The sequence below is a fragment of the Microbacterium sp. ZW CA_36 genome, from assembly GCF_044987475.1.
Lineage (GTDB): Bacteria > Actinomycetota > Actinomycetes > Actinomycetales > Microbacteriaceae > Microbacterium.
On record NZ_JBJDRL010000005.1, the window covers coordinates 33,653 to 49,419 of the forward strand.

The 15,767-nt window shown below is 65.1% G+C and carries 16 protein-coding genes and 1 pseudogene; 12 read left to right on the top strand and 5 right to left on the bottom strand.

What is annotated here, in order from left to right:
• The first annotated feature begins 81 nt into the window (after positions 1–81).
• From ACI3KX_RS04305 to ACI3KX_RS04330, 6 genes and pseudogenes are all read left to right on the top strand, one after another.
• Positions 82–1,422 carry an MFS transporter gene (locus tag ACI3KX_RS04305; protein WP_404907981.1) on the top strand — a complete coding sequence of 447 codons (1,341 nt, stop codon included), beginning with the start codon at positions 82–84 and terminating at the stop codon, positions 1,420–1,422.
• Between the two features lie 41 nt (positions 1,423–1,463).
• Positions 1,464–3,686, top strand: a complete 2,223-nt coding sequence (locus ACI3KX_RS04310) for an arylsulfatase (RefSeq protein ID WP_404907984.1) — start codon at positions 1,464–1,466, stop codon at positions 3,684–3,686.
• On the top strand, positions 3,679–4,641 hold the full coding sequence (locus tag ACI3KX_RS04315; RefSeq protein WP_404907986.1) for a nucleoside hydrolase: 963 nt from the start codon (positions 3,679–3,681) through the stop codon (positions 4,639–4,641). Before ACI3KX_RS04310 ends, ACI3KX_RS04315 begins: the two co-directional genes overlap by 8 nt.
• Positions 4,638–5,453: a ribokinase gene (locus ACI3KX_RS04320; protein ID WP_404907990.1), complete on the top strand. Its 816-nt coding sequence runs from the start codon at positions 4,638–4,640 to the stop codon at positions 5,451–5,453. Before ACI3KX_RS04315 ends, ACI3KX_RS04320 begins: the two co-directional genes overlap by 4 nt.
• Before the next feature lie 413 nt (positions 5,454–5,866).
• Positions 5,867–6,262: a hypothetical protein gene (locus tag ACI3KX_RS04325; protein ID WP_404907992.1), complete on the top strand. Its 396-nt coding sequence runs from the start codon at positions 5,867–5,869 to the stop codon at positions 6,260–6,262.
• Positions 6,238–6,288, top strand: a pseudogene (locus ACI3KX_RS04330) (hypothetical protein); the annotation flags it as partial. The gene ACI3KX_RS04325 and the pseudogene ACI3KX_RS04330, both read left to right, overlap by 25 nt.
• A 369-nt stretch (positions 6,289–6,657) precedes the next feature.
• Here ACI3KX_RS04330 and ACI3KX_RS04335 read toward each other — a convergent pair.
• From ACI3KX_RS04335 to ACI3KX_RS04345, 3 genes are read right to left on the bottom strand one after another with little or no spacing between them, the layout of a single operon-like run.
• Positions 6,658–7,377 carry an NADPH-dependent F420 reductase gene (locus tag ACI3KX_RS04335; RefSeq protein WP_404907995.1) on the bottom strand — a complete coding sequence of 240 codons (720 nt, stop codon included), beginning with the start codon at positions 7,375–7,377 and terminating at the stop codon, positions 6,658–6,660.
• Between the two features lies 1 nt (position 7,378).
• The gene (locus tag ACI3KX_RS04340) at positions 7,379–8,428 is read right to left on the bottom strand and encodes an LLM class flavin-dependent oxidoreductase (RefSeq protein WP_404907997.1); all 1,050 of its coding nucleotides are present in this window, start codon (positions 8,426–8,428) and stop codon (positions 7,379–7,381) included.
• Complete coding sequence (locus ACI3KX_RS04345; protein WP_404908000.1) at positions 8,421–9,470, bottom strand: LLM class flavin-dependent oxidoreductase; 1,050 nt, start codon at positions 9,468–9,470, stop codon at positions 8,421–8,423. The genes ACI3KX_RS04340 and ACI3KX_RS04345 overlap by 8 nt, the downstream gene beginning before the upstream one ends.
• Before the next feature lie 77 nt (positions 9,471–9,547).
• Here ACI3KX_RS04345 and ACI3KX_RS04350 point away from each other — a divergent pair, with 77 nt between their 5' ends.
• The 4 genes from ACI3KX_RS04350 (at position 9,548) to ACI3KX_RS04365 (ending at position 11,875) form a co-directional block, all read left to right on the top strand.
• On the top strand, positions 9,548–10,024 hold the full coding sequence (locus tag ACI3KX_RS04350; RefSeq protein WP_404908003.1) for a MarR family winged helix-turn-helix transcriptional regulator: 477 nt from the start codon (positions 9,548–9,550) through the stop codon (positions 10,022–10,024).
• A 9-nt stretch (positions 10,025–10,033) separates the two neighbouring features.
• Entirely contained in the window at positions 10,034–10,528 is a 495-nt protein-coding gene (locus ACI3KX_RS04355) for a MarR family winged helix-turn-helix transcriptional regulator (protein WP_404908006.1), read from the top strand.
• A 121-nt stretch (positions 10,529–10,649) separates the two neighbouring features.
• Positions 10,650–11,456 (top strand): MBL fold metallo-hydrolase, encoded by an 807-nt coding sequence (locus ACI3KX_RS04360; RefSeq protein WP_404908009.1) that lies wholly within the window; start codon positions 10,650–10,652, stop codon positions 11,454–11,456.
• Positions 11,447–11,875: a nuclear transport factor 2 family protein gene (locus ACI3KX_RS04365; RefSeq protein WP_404908011.1), complete on the top strand. Its 429-nt coding sequence runs from the start codon at positions 11,447–11,449 to the stop codon at positions 11,873–11,875. The genes ACI3KX_RS04360 and ACI3KX_RS04365 overlap by 10 nt, the downstream gene beginning before the upstream one ends.
• On the opposite strand, the gene ACI3KX_RS04370 is transcribed toward ACI3KX_RS04365, so the two are convergent.
• Together ACI3KX_RS04370 and ACI3KX_RS04375 are read right to left on the bottom strand one after the other, a co-directional pair.
• The gene (locus ACI3KX_RS04370; RefSeq protein ID WP_404908160.1) at positions 11,788–12,528 is read right to left on the bottom strand and encodes an NADPH-dependent F420 reductase; all 741 of its coding nucleotides are present in this window, start codon (positions 12,526–12,528) and stop codon (positions 11,788–11,790) included. The genes ACI3KX_RS04365 and ACI3KX_RS04370 overlap by 88 nt on opposite strands.
• Positions 12,529–12,680: 152 nt before the next feature.
• Entirely contained in the window at positions 12,681–13,079 is a 399-nt protein-coding gene (locus tag ACI3KX_RS04375) for a winged helix-turn-helix transcriptional regulator (protein ID WP_404908014.1), read from the bottom strand.
• Between the two features lie 175 nt (positions 13,080–13,254).
• Here ACI3KX_RS04375 and ACI3KX_RS04380 point away from each other — a divergent pair, with 175 nt between their 5' ends.
• Positions 13,255–13,815 (top strand): NADPH-dependent FMN reductase, encoded by a 561-nt coding sequence (locus tag ACI3KX_RS04380; protein ID WP_404908016.1) that lies wholly within the window; start codon positions 13,255–13,257, stop codon positions 13,813–13,815.
• A gap of 916 nt (positions 13,816–14,731) precedes the next feature.
• Entirely contained in the window at positions 14,732–15,766 is a 1,035-nt protein-coding gene (locus ACI3KX_RS04385) for a siderophore ABC transporter substrate-binding protein (RefSeq protein ID WP_404908018.1), read from the top strand.
• Position 15,767: the final 1 nt, after the last annotated feature.

Sequence of the window (15,767 nt, forward strand, 5' to 3'; positions counted from 1 at the left end):
TCAGCGTCGATGAAGTAGTGTTCCAGAATCGATTCCAGAATCGATTCCGTTCACCGACGAATACCCGCTGAAGGAGGAACAATGGACGGTTCTACTACTCTGACCGGGGTCACCCGGCAACGGGCGCAGTCTGCCCGAAACGCTGTCGCTGCAAGCACGATCGGCTCGATTCTCGAGTATTACGACTTCTTCGTGTATGGCACGATGGCTGCCCTCGTGTTCGGGGAGATTTTCTTCCCCACCGATGTTCCGGCGGTTTCTTCGCTGCTTGCGTTGCTCACGTTCACCTTGGGCTTCATGGCCCGGCCGCTCGGCGGCATCATCATCGGCCACTTCGGCGACCGCATCGGCCGCAAGCCACTTCTGCTGTTCACGTTCATGCTCACGGGTATCGTCACGGTCCTTATCGGACTGCTGCCGACCTATGCGCAGATCGGACTGGCGGCACCGCTTCTGCTGGTCTTCCTTCGCATCCTCCAGGGAATCGGGATCGGCGGTGAATGGGGTGGTGCCGCGCTCATGGCCGTTGAGCACGCGCCGGCCAAGAAGACGGGTCTCTACGGGAGCCTCGTCCAAGCCGGAGCGCCGGTGGGCGTCATCCTGTCCTCCAGCGTGGTCGCTCTGCTGACTGCCACTCTCACTCGGGAACAACTTGTCGCCTGGGGCTGGCGCCTGCCCTTCCTCGCCAGCGCACTACTGCTCATCGTCGGGCTCTTCCTCCGCTGGAAGGTGACGGAGACGCCTGAGTTCGACAGGTTGAAAGAAGGTCGCGCTCAGGTGAAGGTCCCCGTCTGGCAAGCGATCCGTCGCTACCCCGGCCAGATCGTGACCGCAATCCTCATCCACACCAGCGACACGACCCTCGGGCTCATCCAGAGCGTCTTCGTCCTCGGGTACGCCTCCGGTGTCCTCGGGATGGACCCCACCGTCGTGCTGCTCGCCAACGTGTTCGCGGCGGTGACTAACCTGATCACAACGCCATTGGCCGGTGCCCTCGGCGATCGAATCGGACAGAAGCGTGTCGTATCGATAGGTCTGGTGGGACTCGCCCTGTGGGCGTTCCCGATGTTCCTCCTGATCGGAACCGAAACAGTTGGGGGCCTGTTCCTCGCGGTGGGTGTCGGCGGTGTGCTGGTCGGGTGGCTCTTCTCCGGACAGGCAACGCTCTTCGCGTCGTTCTTCTCTCCCGAGGTGCGCTACTCCGGGATGTCGCTGGGATTCCAGATCGGCACCGTCATCGGCGGCGGCTTCGGACCCCTGATCGCACAGGCCCTGACGACGGCCGCTGGAGGAAGTACCTGGCCCGTCTCGCTATACATGGTGCTGGTCGCGGTGGTCGCATTTGTTGCGACCCAGCTGGTTAAGGCCGGGTACGGGGCACACGCGGAGCAGACGCTAGCCACCGGCGAAAACACCAAGTAACAACCACACGCCACGCGCATCACGGATTTGGACAGCAGTACATGAACACAACGACCAGCAGCCCCCCGGGCAAGATTGGCACCACCATCGCGGACTCGCAGCCCTGGTGGCCGACACGGTCGAGCAGTCAGGACCGCCGAACGAATGTGCTGATCGTCGTCCTTGATGACATGGGGTGGAGCGATCTCGGATGCTTCGGCTCGGAGATCTCCACCCCATGTCTCGACGGCCTCGCCGAGACGGGCGTCCGATTCAATCAGTTCCATGTCACGCCCCTGTGCTCTCCCACGCGCGCGTCCATGCTCAGCGGACGGAATCATCATGCAATCGGTATGCGCTTCCTTGCCGACACTGACACGGGCTTCCCGAACTCGCGGGGAAGCATCCGGCAAGATGTGCCCCTCCTTCCGCAGATCCTTCGTGCGGAAGGCTACGGCTCGTATCTGGTCGGGAAGTGGCACCTTGCGCCGCTTCACGAGGTGACACCAGCGGGACCATATACCAACTGGCCGCTAGCGCGCGGGTTCGATCGCTACTACGGATTCCTCGACGGGTGCACCGATCAATATGCGCCCGAACTGTTCGAAGACAACCATGCGGTCACCCTGCCTGCCAGCGACAACTATCACCTCAGCGAGGACCTGGCGAACAAAGCGATCTCCTACATTCGCGACCACGTGACCTACCGCAGCGAAGCCCCCTTCTTCCTTCAGCTTGCCTTCGGCGCAACCCACGCCCCGTTCCAGGCTCCCCGCGAGTACATCGACAAGTACATTCCGGTCTTCACCAAGGGATGGGACCAGACCCGTGTGGATCGGCTGAAGCGTCAGATCGCGATGGGGCTGGTGCCGACGGGCACAGAGTTGACGGACAGGCCGGACGGCGTTCCGGCTTGGGACTCGCTCACCGGCGACGAACAGACTGTGTTCACGGCGCTGCAGGCGGCTTTCAGCGGCTTCTTGGAACATGCCGATGCCCAGATCGGCAGGGTGCTGGACGCTCTCGCCGAACTGGGTGTGCTCGACGACACGATCGTTCTAGCTCTCTCCGACAACGGGGCGAGCAGGGAGGGCGGGCCGTTCGGGGATGTGGACACCAACGCCCCTTACAGCGGTGTTCGCCGCCAGGCGGAAGAACAGCTGCCACTGCTGAGTGAACTGGGCACTGCCACCAGTGGCGCGCACTATCCCGAAGGGTGGGCCATGGCAGGCAACACTCCGTTCCGCTTCTACAAACAGTTTGTCGACCTCGGCGGAGTCCGTTCACCACTCCTGCTGTCCTGGACGGGCGCACCCCAAGCCGCCCAGGGAATTCGCGACCAATTCGTCCACGTCGTCGACCTCGCGCCCACGCTACTCGAGTTGCTGCGAGTCGACGCCTCGTCCGATATGGATGGCGAAAGCGTGGCTCTGAACTTGACGAATTCTGAAGCCAGGGCCGGGCGCAACGCGCAGTATTGGGAGACCCTCGGGCACCGGGCGATCTGGAGCGATGGCTGGAAGGCGGTCACGAGCCACACCCCGGGCGCGAGCTACGACACCGACACCTGGCGTCTCTACAACACCCTTGAAGACTTCTCCGAGGCGCACGACCTCGCGGCCGAGCACCCGGTGAAGTTGCAGGAGCTCCAGCAGAAGTGGTGGAGGGAAGCCGGCCGTAATGACGTTTTCCCGCTGGACGACCGGCCGCTCAGAGACCTAATCGCTGAACGCGGTCCGATCGGCCTCTTCGCGGAGGAGCGCATCACCCTTTGGCCGGGCCAATCGCATGTTCCGTTTGCCAGCGCAATCACCGGATCTAACCGGAATGTCGACGTCCTGGCGGAATTCGCGACGGGATCTGGCCCCGCGGACGGCGTCATCGTGTCCAGCGGGAACGTGCAAGGCGGCTACTTGCTCTATGTGGTCGATTCACGCCTCGTCTTCGAGCACAGCCATCTTCGTGAACAGGTGTGTATCACCGCTGACCTCGCTCCTGACGCGCGGATTGCCGGGTTCCAGCTTCGAACTTGTCACGATGGTTCCGCTCGCGTGTCACTGACCGTTGACGGCGTCACGCGTGCCGACGGCGTCATTCCTCGCGTGTCGGGTCATCTCTCCTTCTGGGGTCTTGATGTCGCCCATATTGTGGGTACGACATTTAGTACCGCGATCACACCGCCGTTCGCGATGGACTACAGCCGCCTTCGCAACGTCACGATGACGGTGCACGCGGCAGCCGACGACCTCATTGAATACGCGGAGACGGTGCTGGCAAGTGAGTAACCCCATCCCGGTCATCCTCGACGTCGATACCGGCGTTGACGACGCACTTGCCATCCTCCTCGCGGTTCGACACCCGGCGCTCGACGTCCGCGCGATCTCATGCGTCGCGGGGAACGTAGATCTGGAGCAGGTGGTGACGAATACGCTCGGCCTGCTGACCCTATTGGAGCGGGAGGACGTGCCTGTGGCGGCCGGAATGCGTCGCCCCATGCTAGGTGTCCCCCGCGATGCCAGCTATATCCACGGCGAGAATGGGGTTGGAGACATCGACCTGCCGGAGCCAGGTATCCGCGCCGTCGACGCGCATGCGGTAGTTCTTCTGCGCGACGTGATCATGTCAGCCGAGCACGCAATCACGATCATCGCCCTCGCCCCGATGACCAACATCGCCACCCTGCTGCTGATGTACCCAGAAGTAGTTCCGCGGATCGAGCGGATCATCTTCATGGGAGGTGCCGTAGGACAAGGCAACGCCAGCGCGTCGGCCGAGTTCAACATCTGGCACGACCCGGAGGCGGCGGACATCGTGCTGCGAAGCGGCGTCCTGCTCACAATGTATGGACTGGAGCCGTTCTACAGAGTCGCCTGCACCGCCGAGGAGATCAACCAACTAAGGGCGGCCTCATCCCCAGTGACATCCACCGCGGGCGCACTGTTGTCGTATCTCGCTCAAACGACCGTCACTGAATCCCGCGTCCAGGAAATCGGTGGTGCAGCCATTGGCGATGCGGGTGCTGTGTGCGCAGCGATCCTTCCCCATAGCACCCACACTCGACGGGCACCGGTGGCCGTTTCTTTGCTAGACCCGCTCACACGGGGCCGCACCGTCGTCGACTTTCGCACCGGATTGGGCGCGGGTGGCACTTACACCAGCCACGCCGAATGCACCGTCGAAGTGGTAACCGGGGTCGATGCAAACCGTTACATCGACACCTTCAAAGGAGCGCTCGCGTGAGCCGCGTCGTCGTCGTAGGCAGTATCAACATCGACACCATTCTCAACGTCAAGAAACACCCCGCAGTCGGCGAAACGGTCTCTGCAACGTCGAGCGGCTCCGCGCCGGGCGGAAAGGGGAGCAACCAAGCTGTCGCGGCCGCCACCGCAGGCGCACGAGTCTCGCTCGTCTCTGCGGTCGGCCACGACGGAGACCGCTACATCCGTCACCTCGAAGCCAGTGGGGTTAACACGGAGCATGTTGCGCGTCACGGCGAAGTACAGACTGGAGCGGCTGTAGTTATCGTCTCCGAAGACGGCGACAACTCGATCATTACCTCTCCTGGCGCTAACGCATGCCTGACACAGGTGGACCTCTCAACGATCGGTCTCGAACCCGGCGACGTCGTTGTTGTGCAGTTCGAGCTCCCGTATGAAACGGTGCTCTCCGCGATGCGGTATGCGGCCCGCGTTGGTGCAACCATCATCCTCAACCCGTCGCCCTGGCGGGAAGACGCGGTCGAGGCCCTCAGCATGGCTGACATCGTCATCGTCAACGAGATCGAAGCGGCAGCACTCACAGTAGGGCTCGCTGAGGGCGCACTGGTGACCACGCTTGGACCACGCGGAGCGACCTGGCGGAACTTGCACGTGCAGCCACCGGCCATCACAGCGATAGATACCACCGGAGCGGGCGACAGCTTCGCGGGCACACTCGCCGGAGCAATCGCGGCGGGACGCGGTATGGAGCAGGCGCTCGAAGCCGCAGTGCTCGCCGCTACAGAGGCCTGCGCGTCACCGGGCGCTCAAACGTGGCGCGCCGAGAGTCGGTGAACACTTCGCCATCTCGCATCCGACATCCGCGAGCTGCAGTCGGAGGCCGGGACGCCTCTCTACCGAGGTAGGTCGTGCACTATGGACGCCCACCGTCCCTGAGCCTACGAGCAGTGGCGGACAGCGCTGCGCCAGACGGTGGGGAATCCGCCGGGACGGGTGATGTCGACCACACGGTCTTCCAACCGTTCGCGACGGTCGAGATTCTGCTCCACTGGGCCGTCGTTCCAACACACCCATGCCCACACCCGCACGCCGGGCTTGCCCCCCCTGCATCCGCTCTGGCCCACACGGCTCCGGAGGCACGTCGACGGCACCGCGACGACCGTGCAGGTCGCCGGGCTGACCGGCAACCCGACACCGTCACCTACGACATTGCCTGGCGGCAGCGGAGCGCCGCGTCCGCGATGGGCGTGACCGCCACCCAAGAGAGGAACGCCGCCAAAGACCTGGTGCTGTCGGCGACGAACAGCCTGGGCCGCAAGACCACCACGATCTACGACCCGGCCACCGACCGCGCCACCGACGTTTACGGGCCCGCGCCCGCAGCCCGCTACGGCACCGACCGGCGGCCCGTCGCCAACCCGGTCGCCGCCTCCGGGTGCGGGGTCCTTCCCGCCCACTCGAGCACCGTCTACAACGGCGGCCTGAACGGTCTGCAAGCCACCTACCATCCGAACAAGACCCTCGCCGCAAGCCCGCACTGTTCGCCCCCGGCATCGGCGGGACCGGGGGAAGCGTCGACCGCAACTGGTCGACTGCGTCCCCCGGCGGCAGCATCGAAGTGGACGGCTGGTCCTTCCGCCTGACCGGCCTCATCACTTTTCGGCAGGCCGACACCTACACGCTGCAGGCCGACAGCGAGGACGGCGTCCGGCTCTGGCTGGACGACGCGGTCCAGCGAAAACGTCCCGGGCGCAAAGTAGCCCACGATGGCGCGGTGCAACCGGTCCTCGCCTCCGTCGAGCGACCCGGGAGCATTGAGTTCTCGGCGGGCACGAACTTGTCGCTTCTCGTTGGAGGGACTGGGAAGTCGTCTGAACTGTGTTCGAAGCAGCGAGTGTTGCGATCGTCCTCGGGCGCGAGCAGAGCAGTCCGCTATGAGCTGTTGACGGCCTCGAGGACAGCTGCGCATCGCCGCGGCTCGATCGCGCTGCTGGGGTGGCGGCGGCGTCTGGGTCCGAAGCATGGGCGAACATGTCGCTCAGACCCGCGTGGCACCGCGCAGATCGTCTTCTCGGGCGAGCGTGACCTGCCTTCCGAGATCGGACGTCCCGAACTGACGGAGTGTTTCCGCCACCTGAACGGCGGTGAAGTTCGCTCCGAACAGTTCGCTTCCGGGCTGAAGTGCGACACCGTCGGCGAGGCGCCCGGCGGGCAGGGGGTCGAATCCGAAGGCGTCGACGATCCCACTCGTGGCCTCTACGTCTCCCGGGTCGTCTCCGGCGATTGCGATGGCCTTCCGCTCGGGCGAGCCTGCGGGTAGGGGGCCTTCATCGAGGTCGTGGTAGCCCATGTGGTTGAACGCCTTGACGACCCGCGCGGCCGCCAGATGTGATTGGACTAGTTCGCTGGTTGAAGTCCGCAGATCGGTGAAATCGTCGCGGATGCCGTCGACCTCCCACCAGTAGTTCATCGCGTCGATGACGAGCTTCCCCGCCAGTGCGTCGGCCGGGATCGTCGTGTACTTGCCTAGCGGAAGGGCCAGGATGACGACATCGGCGTCGGCGACCGCTCGTTCGATTGTCGCCGCGGTCGCACCTGGCGCCAGCACGTCCACGGTCAGTGCGATCTTCGCGGGATCGCCGGATGCGGCGATGAGGACCCGGTAGCCGGCGGCGACTGCTAGGCGTGCGAGCACGGTGCCGACCTTCCCGGCGCCGAGGATTCCGATAGTGCGGACCGCGTGTGGATCAGTGGCCATGTCAGCGCGGCCCCTTGTCGGAGCTGGCGAGGATGTCGCGCACCATCGGGATGACCTTGGTCCCGTAGAGCTCGACGGTGCGCAGCCTGGCGCTCATCGGTAGGGTGCCGGCGGAGTAGATCATGTCGAACCGTCCGACGTCCAGAGCGCGGATCGCCGCGGCGATCCTCCGCGCGACGGTCTCGGGGGATCCGATGTACATCGAACCGTGCAGAACGTCGTTCTCGAACTCTTCGCGACGGATCTGAGGCCATCCGCGCAGGGCGCCGATCCGATCCCGCATCACCTTGAAACGGGGGTAGAAGATCTCCTTTGCCTCCTCGTCGGTGTCGGCGATGAATCCGGGTGAGTGCATGCCCACCGGGTGCGCGGTGGTGCCGAACTGCTCTGCTGCACGGCGATACAGGTCGACGTACGGAGCGAAGCGGTCGGGGGCGCCGCCGATGATGGCCAGCATGAGTGGCAGACCGTACTTCGCGCTGCGGATGACGGACTGCGGGGACCCGCCGACCCCGACCCATGTCTTGAGGTGACCCGAATCCGTCTTCGGAAAAACGTCCGCGTTCTCGAGCGCCGCCCGGGTGGTTCCCGACCAGGTGACAGGCTTCTCCTTGAGCAACTCGGCGAACAGTTCGATCTTCTCCTCGAAGAGTACGTCGTAGTCGTGCAGGTCGTACCCGAAGAGCGGAAACGACTCGGTGAACGACCCGCGGCCGAGGATGACCTCGGCGCGCCCGTCCGACAGTGCGTCTAGGGTGGCGAAGCGCTGGAAAACTCGCACGGGGTCGTCGGAGCTGAGCACGGTGACGCCCGATCCGAGGCGCATGCGCGATGTGCGGGTCGCGATGCCGGCCAGGACCGTTTCGGGGCTTGACACGGCGAATTCCGGGCGGTGGTGCTCGCCTAGTGCGAAGACGTCGACACCGATCTGGTCAGCGAGGATCGCCTCGTCCACGACATGTCTGATGGCGCGTCCGTAGGAGGTGATGTTCCCGGCGTCGTCTTCCGGGACGTCGCCGAATGTGTCGAGGCCGAATTCGAGATCAGACATGTGCAGGCTCCTGTGTGAGAAGTTCGTGGACGCGGGGGACGACCTGGGTTCCGAGGAGTTCGATGCTGCGGGCCCGGGCGTCGACGGGCAGACCGGCGATGTCGTACTTCAGGTCGAAGCGGCTCAGCCGCAGGGCTCGGACCATGCGGGCGATCTTCTGCGCCACCGTCTCGGGGGATCCCACGAAGAGGGCACCTTCGCCGAGTTCGTGCTCGTACCGTTCGCGCGTGGGCGGGTAGAACCCGCGCTCCTTGCCGAGGGAAGCCACGGCGGGCTGCCACGCATCCCACCATGTCGCGGCTGCCTCGCCGTCGGTATCAGCGACGAGCCCCAGCGAGTGAAGTCCCACCGGCTGCGCCGCTTGACCGGCCTCGCTCAGTGCACGGAAGTAGAGGTCGACGTGCCCGGCGAAGCGCTCGGGCTTGCCGCCGATGATCGCGAGCATGAGCGGCAGACCGTATTTTGCGGCGCGGATGACGGAGCCGGGACTTCCGCCCACTCCGATCCAGGTCGGAATGCCACCCTGTGGCATCCGCGGGTGCAGGCGCCGCTCATCGAGGGGTGCCCGCGTCTTGCCCGACCAGGTCACCGTGTCCTGGTGTTGAAGCATCATGAACAGCTCGAGCTTCTCCTCGAAGAGCTCCTCGTAGTCGGCGAGGTCGTAGCCGAAGAGAGGGAACGAGTCGGTGGCAGACGCGCGGCCCAGGATGAGCTGCGCCCGGCCGTGGGAGACGGCATCCAAGGTTGCGAACTCGTGGTAGAGCCTTACCGGATCGTTCGTGCTGAGCACGGTGACCGCCGTGCCGAGCTTGATCTTCTCTGTCGCGGAGGCGATCGCGGCAAGGAGTACGGGCGTCGCCGAATCGACGAAACCGGTGCGGTAGTGCTCGCCGATGCTGAAGATGTCCAAGCCCACCGCCTCGGCGAGCCTCGCCTCGGTGATGAGCAGCCTCACCGTCTCGGCATCGCTCAGAAGCTCACCGTTCCGCGACGGCACATCGCCGAACGAGTTCAGACCGAACTCCAACGGTTGCGATTGCATGATCAGGCTCCTCGCCGAAATAATTGACGTGTCAATGATGCGACGATATTGTAGATATGTCAATCAGAGGAGATGCTGTGAACGAATCCGCTCCGCAGAGCAGGCGTAGACGGTCACCGACCGCGGATCAGCTGCGGTCGTGGCGTGTCTTCATCGAGACGGCGGAGCAGGTGCGCAGAACGATGGAGTCGCGCTTGCAGGACGAGTCGGGCCTCTCCACTGGGGACTACGGTGTACTGCTCGCGCTGTCTGAAGCTCCCAACCGACGAATTCGCTCCTCGGCCCTCGCTGAGCAGGTGGGCTGGGAGCGGAGCAGATTGTCGCACCATCTCGGTCGAATGGAGAAGCGCGGTCTGATCGGCCGCGAGGAGTGCGCCACCGACAGTCGTGGAGCTGATGTCGTCCTGACGCAGGACGGTGCCGTGACCTTTCGGCGCGCATCCGCGCCGCATCTGCGAGCGATTCAGGAGACGTTCGTCGATGCACTGACACCGGCCCAGCTGAGCGCGATGGAGGACGCCGCTCTAGCGCTGCGCTCGCACCTGTCTGCGTAGTGTGGGGGTGTGGAACCTGAGGAGCTCTTCGAGACCCCTGCGGATGCCGCGAACGATCCGCGCATCCTGGTCTTCGGACGGCTTCTCGGCGCCGCGAACAGATTGGAGTTCCTCCTCGGGACCGCTCTGGAGGCGGAGGTCGGAATCGAACACGGCCTCTACGAGCTCCTCCTGATCGTCGCCCGCGCAGGCGATGGAGGGATCGCCGTGCGCGACATCGCGCAGTTGCGCGTGCTGACTTCCGGGGGCGCGACCAGGTTGGTACAGCGCGCGATCGCGAGGGGCCTGGTCTCTCGTCGGAACTCTCCGACTGACGGGCGTGTGCAGCTGGTGGAACTGACGCTCCCTGGCAGCGAGATCGTGAGGCGCGCGAGCATCATCCACGCTCGCGGCATCGAGAAGCATCTCCTCGACGTCCTCACCGACGACCAGCGTGCCCTGTTCGCCGAGGTCATACGCGCTATCAGCAAGAATGCCGCTGCGGCCCTTCCCGTCATGCCGTGACCCGAACGGATCACCGATCTGCGAAGACGGGAATAGCTGACTGCTCAGCCTTCTTGTATTCGGTGCCGCGATCGACGCGGTCGTCCTCCGTCACCGGGGGCTTCGTCAGGAAGGGTTCCAGATGTCTCTCAGCTATGAGGTCTTCGACCTCGACTTCCCCGTCGGTTCGCCGAACAAGACCGCAGTGCTTGTCACGGGCGAGACCGATGCGCTTCTCGTGGACGCGGGATTCACGCGCGCCGATGGGCACCGTCTCGTCGCCGCTGTGCTCGACTCCGGCAAGCGACTGACCACCGTCTTCGTGAGCCATGCCGACCCCGACTTCTACTTCGGCCTCGAGGCCATCGTCGACGCGTTCCCCGAGGCGACCGTCGTCGCCACCCCGCTGGTGATCGAACACATCGCGGCGTCGTTCGACGGCAAGCTCGCAGCGTGGGCGGTATTGGGTGCGAACCTGCCGACGCGCCGCGTCGAGATCTCGCCGTTGACCACGGGCTTCCTCGAGCTGGAAGGCCAGCGGCTCGAGCTGCGCGGGGGCAGCGACATCCTGCCCGACCGTCACTACCTCTGGAACGCGGAAGACCGGGCGATTGTCGGTGGCGTGCTGCTGTTCCAACAGGAGCATGTCTGGACCGCAGACACCGCCACACCTGAGAAGCGTGCAGCGTGGGTGGCGCTGCTCGACCAGATGGCCGCGCTCGATCCCGAACTGGTGGTCGCCGGCCACCGCCTGCCTGGAACCGCGAGCGATGCCTCGGCGATCGCCTACACCCGCGACTACCTGAGCGCGTTCGAAGCGATTGTCGGTCGCGCTGCAGACGGCGCGACCGTGACGGCCGAGCTCGTTGAGAAGTACCCTGACTCGGGAATGCGGATCGCTGCCCAGATCGGGCCGAAGGTCGCGAAGGGGGAGATGACATGGGGCTGAACGAGAGCGTCGACTTCGCGACGTCGACATCACCGCGAGACGTGGTCCGTCGCCAGTATCTCGCGTCTGCGGCAGGCGACCTCGAGGCGCTGCGGGCGACGATGGCGCCCGACGTGGAGTGGACCGAGATGGCCGGCTTCCCGCTGGCCGGGACGTACCGCACTCCGGAGGGCGTCACGTCGAACGTGATGGAGGTCCTTGGTCGTGACTGGGACGGATGGACTGCACACGACGACGCCTACGTCGTCGACGGCGAGAACGTCGTGGTGCTCGCGCGATACACCGCGGCGAACCGAGCCACGGGTAAGGGACTCGACGTTCGCGTCGCGCATCACTTCATCGTGCGCGGAGGGCTCATCGTGCGATTCGAGCAGTTCGTCGACACCGCGCTGGTCGCCGAGGCCTCGCGCGCAGAGTGACGTTCGAGAAACGAACGGTGCGGGCCCCGGGACATCCGGAGTCCGCACCGTTTCACCTGGTCGCGATCCCTACGGCTTGACCAGGTCCAGCCCAGCAGCGATCCTCCGGGAAAGGCGATGAGCGGGCCGCCGACAGCGAGCCGGCCGAGGTCGACGGGGAACAGGCCGATGCTGTGCAGCAGACCTGCGACTTGGCTGCGGGCGTCGGAATCGTCTCCTGCGAGGAAGACCACCAGGCGGCCGGCATCGGTCTTCGGCTGGCCGACGGCTGCCGGTTCGACGTGGTTGAAGGTCTTGACCACGCCGGCGCCGGGAGCGAGTTCGGCGACGAGCGCGCTCGAGGCTGGTTCTCCAAGCTCGACAGCCTTCAACCCCATCGGACCGAGCGGGTTGGCCGGATCGGTGGCATCCGGCGAGCAGGGGGAGAGGAAGTCGACGGCGTTGGTGGCATCAATGAGGATCCGGTTGTTCCACTCCGGCATCGCACCAAGGACCGAGCCGACGGCGCGCCACGGCACCGTGAGGATCACGATCTCGGCCTGACCAGCCTCCTGGAGCGTCGCGGGGTGCAAGTGCGCCATCCCACCGATACCCGTCAGACTCTGCGGACCGCGGCTGTTCGCGATCAACACGTCAAGTCCAGCTGCTGCGATGGCGCGCTATCGCTCCGCCCTTTTCGCCGACGCCGATCATTGCGACATGCGCTGAGCGCGCCTCGCGCGGGGTGGTAGTTGTCATGACCTGGGGCAAGCGCAGGTTCCGGGATCTATTCCCGGCGGCGTCGCCCGCGCGATCGGCGCGGCCGCTATTGCGCGACGTGATCGAATTGGTCGCGGTGGGCCCTGACCTGTTCTTGGTGGCGCTCCGCCCAGTCAACGAACGCCACGACCGGACCGATGAGCGTGGCTCCCAGGGCGGTCAATGTGTACTCGACCCGCGGCGGCACTTCGGCGTACGCGGTACGCAGCACCATGCCGTCGCGCTGAAGTGAGCGGAGCGTGCGGGTCAGCATGCGGTGAGAGATCCCCGGGATGGCATCGAGCAATGCGGTGAATCGCACAGGACCCTCCGCGAGTGTCGCGATCACGAGCATCGTCCACTTGTCTGCGACACGAGTGATCATGTCGCGAACGAGTTCGTGGGTCGACTCGGCGCAGGGCGGCGGAAGCTCGACCACAGCCGGTTCGGCGGAGTTCATGGTCATAGCGCGATACGTCCTTTCATGTTCGCAACGCATCTCAAAGTGCGTGTCCCACAGCGGGACTATTCCGCTTCGATGCCCGTTACGCACTCTGAGTAACCATCGCGGGAGCGGAATCGTTCCCGCGATCCGCGTCCGGCGATTGACGGCGCGAGCCACACGACAGGAGTACGTCACAATGACCCGAATCGGAATCATCCTCGGCAGCACACGTCCGGGCCGCAACGGAAAGGCCGTCGCTGACTGGGTATATGGCCTGGCGCAGGAGCGAATCGATGCCGAGTTCGAACTCGTCGACCTGGCGGAGTTCCCGCTGCCACATCTCGATGAGCCGATGCCGCCGGCGATGAACCAGTACCAGAACGATCACACTAAGGAATGGGCGGAGAAGATCGCGTCGTTCGACGGCTACATCTTCGTCACCCCGGAGTACAACCACAGCACGTCGGGTGTTCTGAAGAATGCAATCGACTTCCTGTTCGCCGAGTGGAACAACAAGGCGGTCGGTTTCGTCTCCTACGGCGCCGTGGGCGGCACCCGCGCGGTGGAGCACCTGCGGCTCGTGGCGATCGAGTTGATGCTCGCGCCGGTGCGCGCGCAGGTGTCGCTGTCGTTGATCCACGACTTTGAGAACTTCAGCGTCTTCAGGCCGGGCGAGTATCAGCTTCCCGGTGTGACCGCACTGTTCGACCAGGTCATCGCCTGGGCCGACGCGTTGGCACCGCTGCGCCAGAAGTGAGAGCGGTGTGGCCGGCACGACCCGTGTCGGCCACACGATCTCGTCAGGCCGTGTGCGTTCAACAGTCGCGAGGCCCATGTAGCAGACCCGAGTCGACGGGCACGCTTCCACAAAGACGGCATCGACCAACCGCTACCCGCGCCGCGCCTCCAGTTCAGTCCCGTGCCGAGGCCGCGGTCGGCACGGGTGGAGTCGAGCGGACGGGTCCGTTTTATGATTCGGCTTTCAGTCAGGCCCGAAGCGTTGGCCCCTGTGGCCGCTGGTGGAGTCCTCTCGCCACGCATCCACGAGCGAGAGGTCGGCGCCTCGCACCGGCGCTTAGGGCGGCCCATCCTGATGAGATCGTGCTCACCGACGGAATCAGCTGTCACATGCAGGTCACGCAGCTGGATTCGACCCGCGTGTCGTCGCACCTCGCCGAACTCCTCGCCTTCCTCATAGGTGAGCCCGGTGACGGCTCAGCGGTCTGAGTGCCGCGCACAGGCAAGCTGCGGACCTTCCGGTCAACGGCGGCGGGGTGCGGTGTATGGAGTCAGCGAACTTGCGACTTTGGCGCAGCACCGCCGTGACGTCACGTCTCTTCACCGGATCCTCGTTGATGGCAGCGCTCTCATCGGATTGGAAGCCGCGTTTGAACGCTCAGGAGGGCCAGTGCCTCGCATCAGAGAGACCCCAGGAGTCGCACCCCTCCTGCGTCGACCATCCTGGTGCGGAGCGGCGGTTGCGTACAAGTGGAGAACCGGTCCCGAAACACTCGGGCGTTCGTGGGCGCCGGAGGCGACCGGGCAACGCGCGAAGTGCACGGACCTCGCAACCCTTGTCTGCCTAGCGTTCACACTCATCCCACTCGGTCGCCGGAGGAGCCCGCTGCTACATCGAACGTAACCGACGAAATGGTTAGGGTAGCCTTACCTACATGCCAAAGAGATTCCGCCTGCTTCTGCCCGCCACCGCTCTGAGCGTCACGGCTCTCGCCCTGACCGCCTGTGCGACACCCGCTGCCTCTGGAGAAACCGCCGAAACGGCTGACTCCACCACAGTCGTCGTCGAGAACGCCAAGCCCACCCTCGTGCTGGTCGAGGAGGACGGGGAGTCGTCGTACCAGGAGGACACCGAGGTCGCACGCGAGGACGTGGTGGTTACGGCCAACCCGGCCTCAGTCGTGACGTTCGATATCGCGACCCTCGACACACTGGACGCCATCGGCGCAGGTGAGGCCGTGGTGGGTATCCCTGACGTCGTGCTGCCTGAGTACCTCTCCGCGTACGCAGATCTGCCGAAGGTCGGCACGCTCTTCGAGCCCGACTTCGAGGCCGTGGCAGAGCTGGAGCCGGAGCTCATCGTGACGGCTGCGCGCAGCACGGGTCAGTACGACGAGCTCTCGGAGATCTCTACGACCATCGACCTCACGGGCGCATACGCCGGTACCTTCGACCCGGCCGCAGGGCTTGACCGCGCCGCGCAGCTCGGCGAGATCTTCGGCAAGGAGGACGAGGTCGCCGAGCTCACCGCCGGCATCGAGGAGCAGATCTCGACGATCCAGGGCGAAGCCGAGGGGAACGCGCTGGTGCTGTCGGTCTCGGGCGGCGAGTTCGGCGCGTTCGGCGAAGGGTCCCGGTTCGGCTACTTCTTCGATGAGCTCGGCTGGTCCCCGGCCGTCGTCGCCGCCGCGCTCCCCGGCGCTGAAGGCTCGCCGCACGGCGACACCGTCACCAACGAGTTCATCCTCACCGCGAACCCCGACTGGATCTTCGCGTTCGACCGGGGTGCGGCCACCGGCGAAGGCTCCAGCGCCGAGGAGACTCTCGACAACGAACTGGTCGCGCAGACCACCGCGGCGCAGGAGGGCAACATCGTGTACCTCCCGGCGAGCGAGCTGTACATCGTCATCAACGGCCTCACCGCCATCGAGAACGTCCTGGACTCGGTGCACGCGGCCGTCGCGGGCTGAT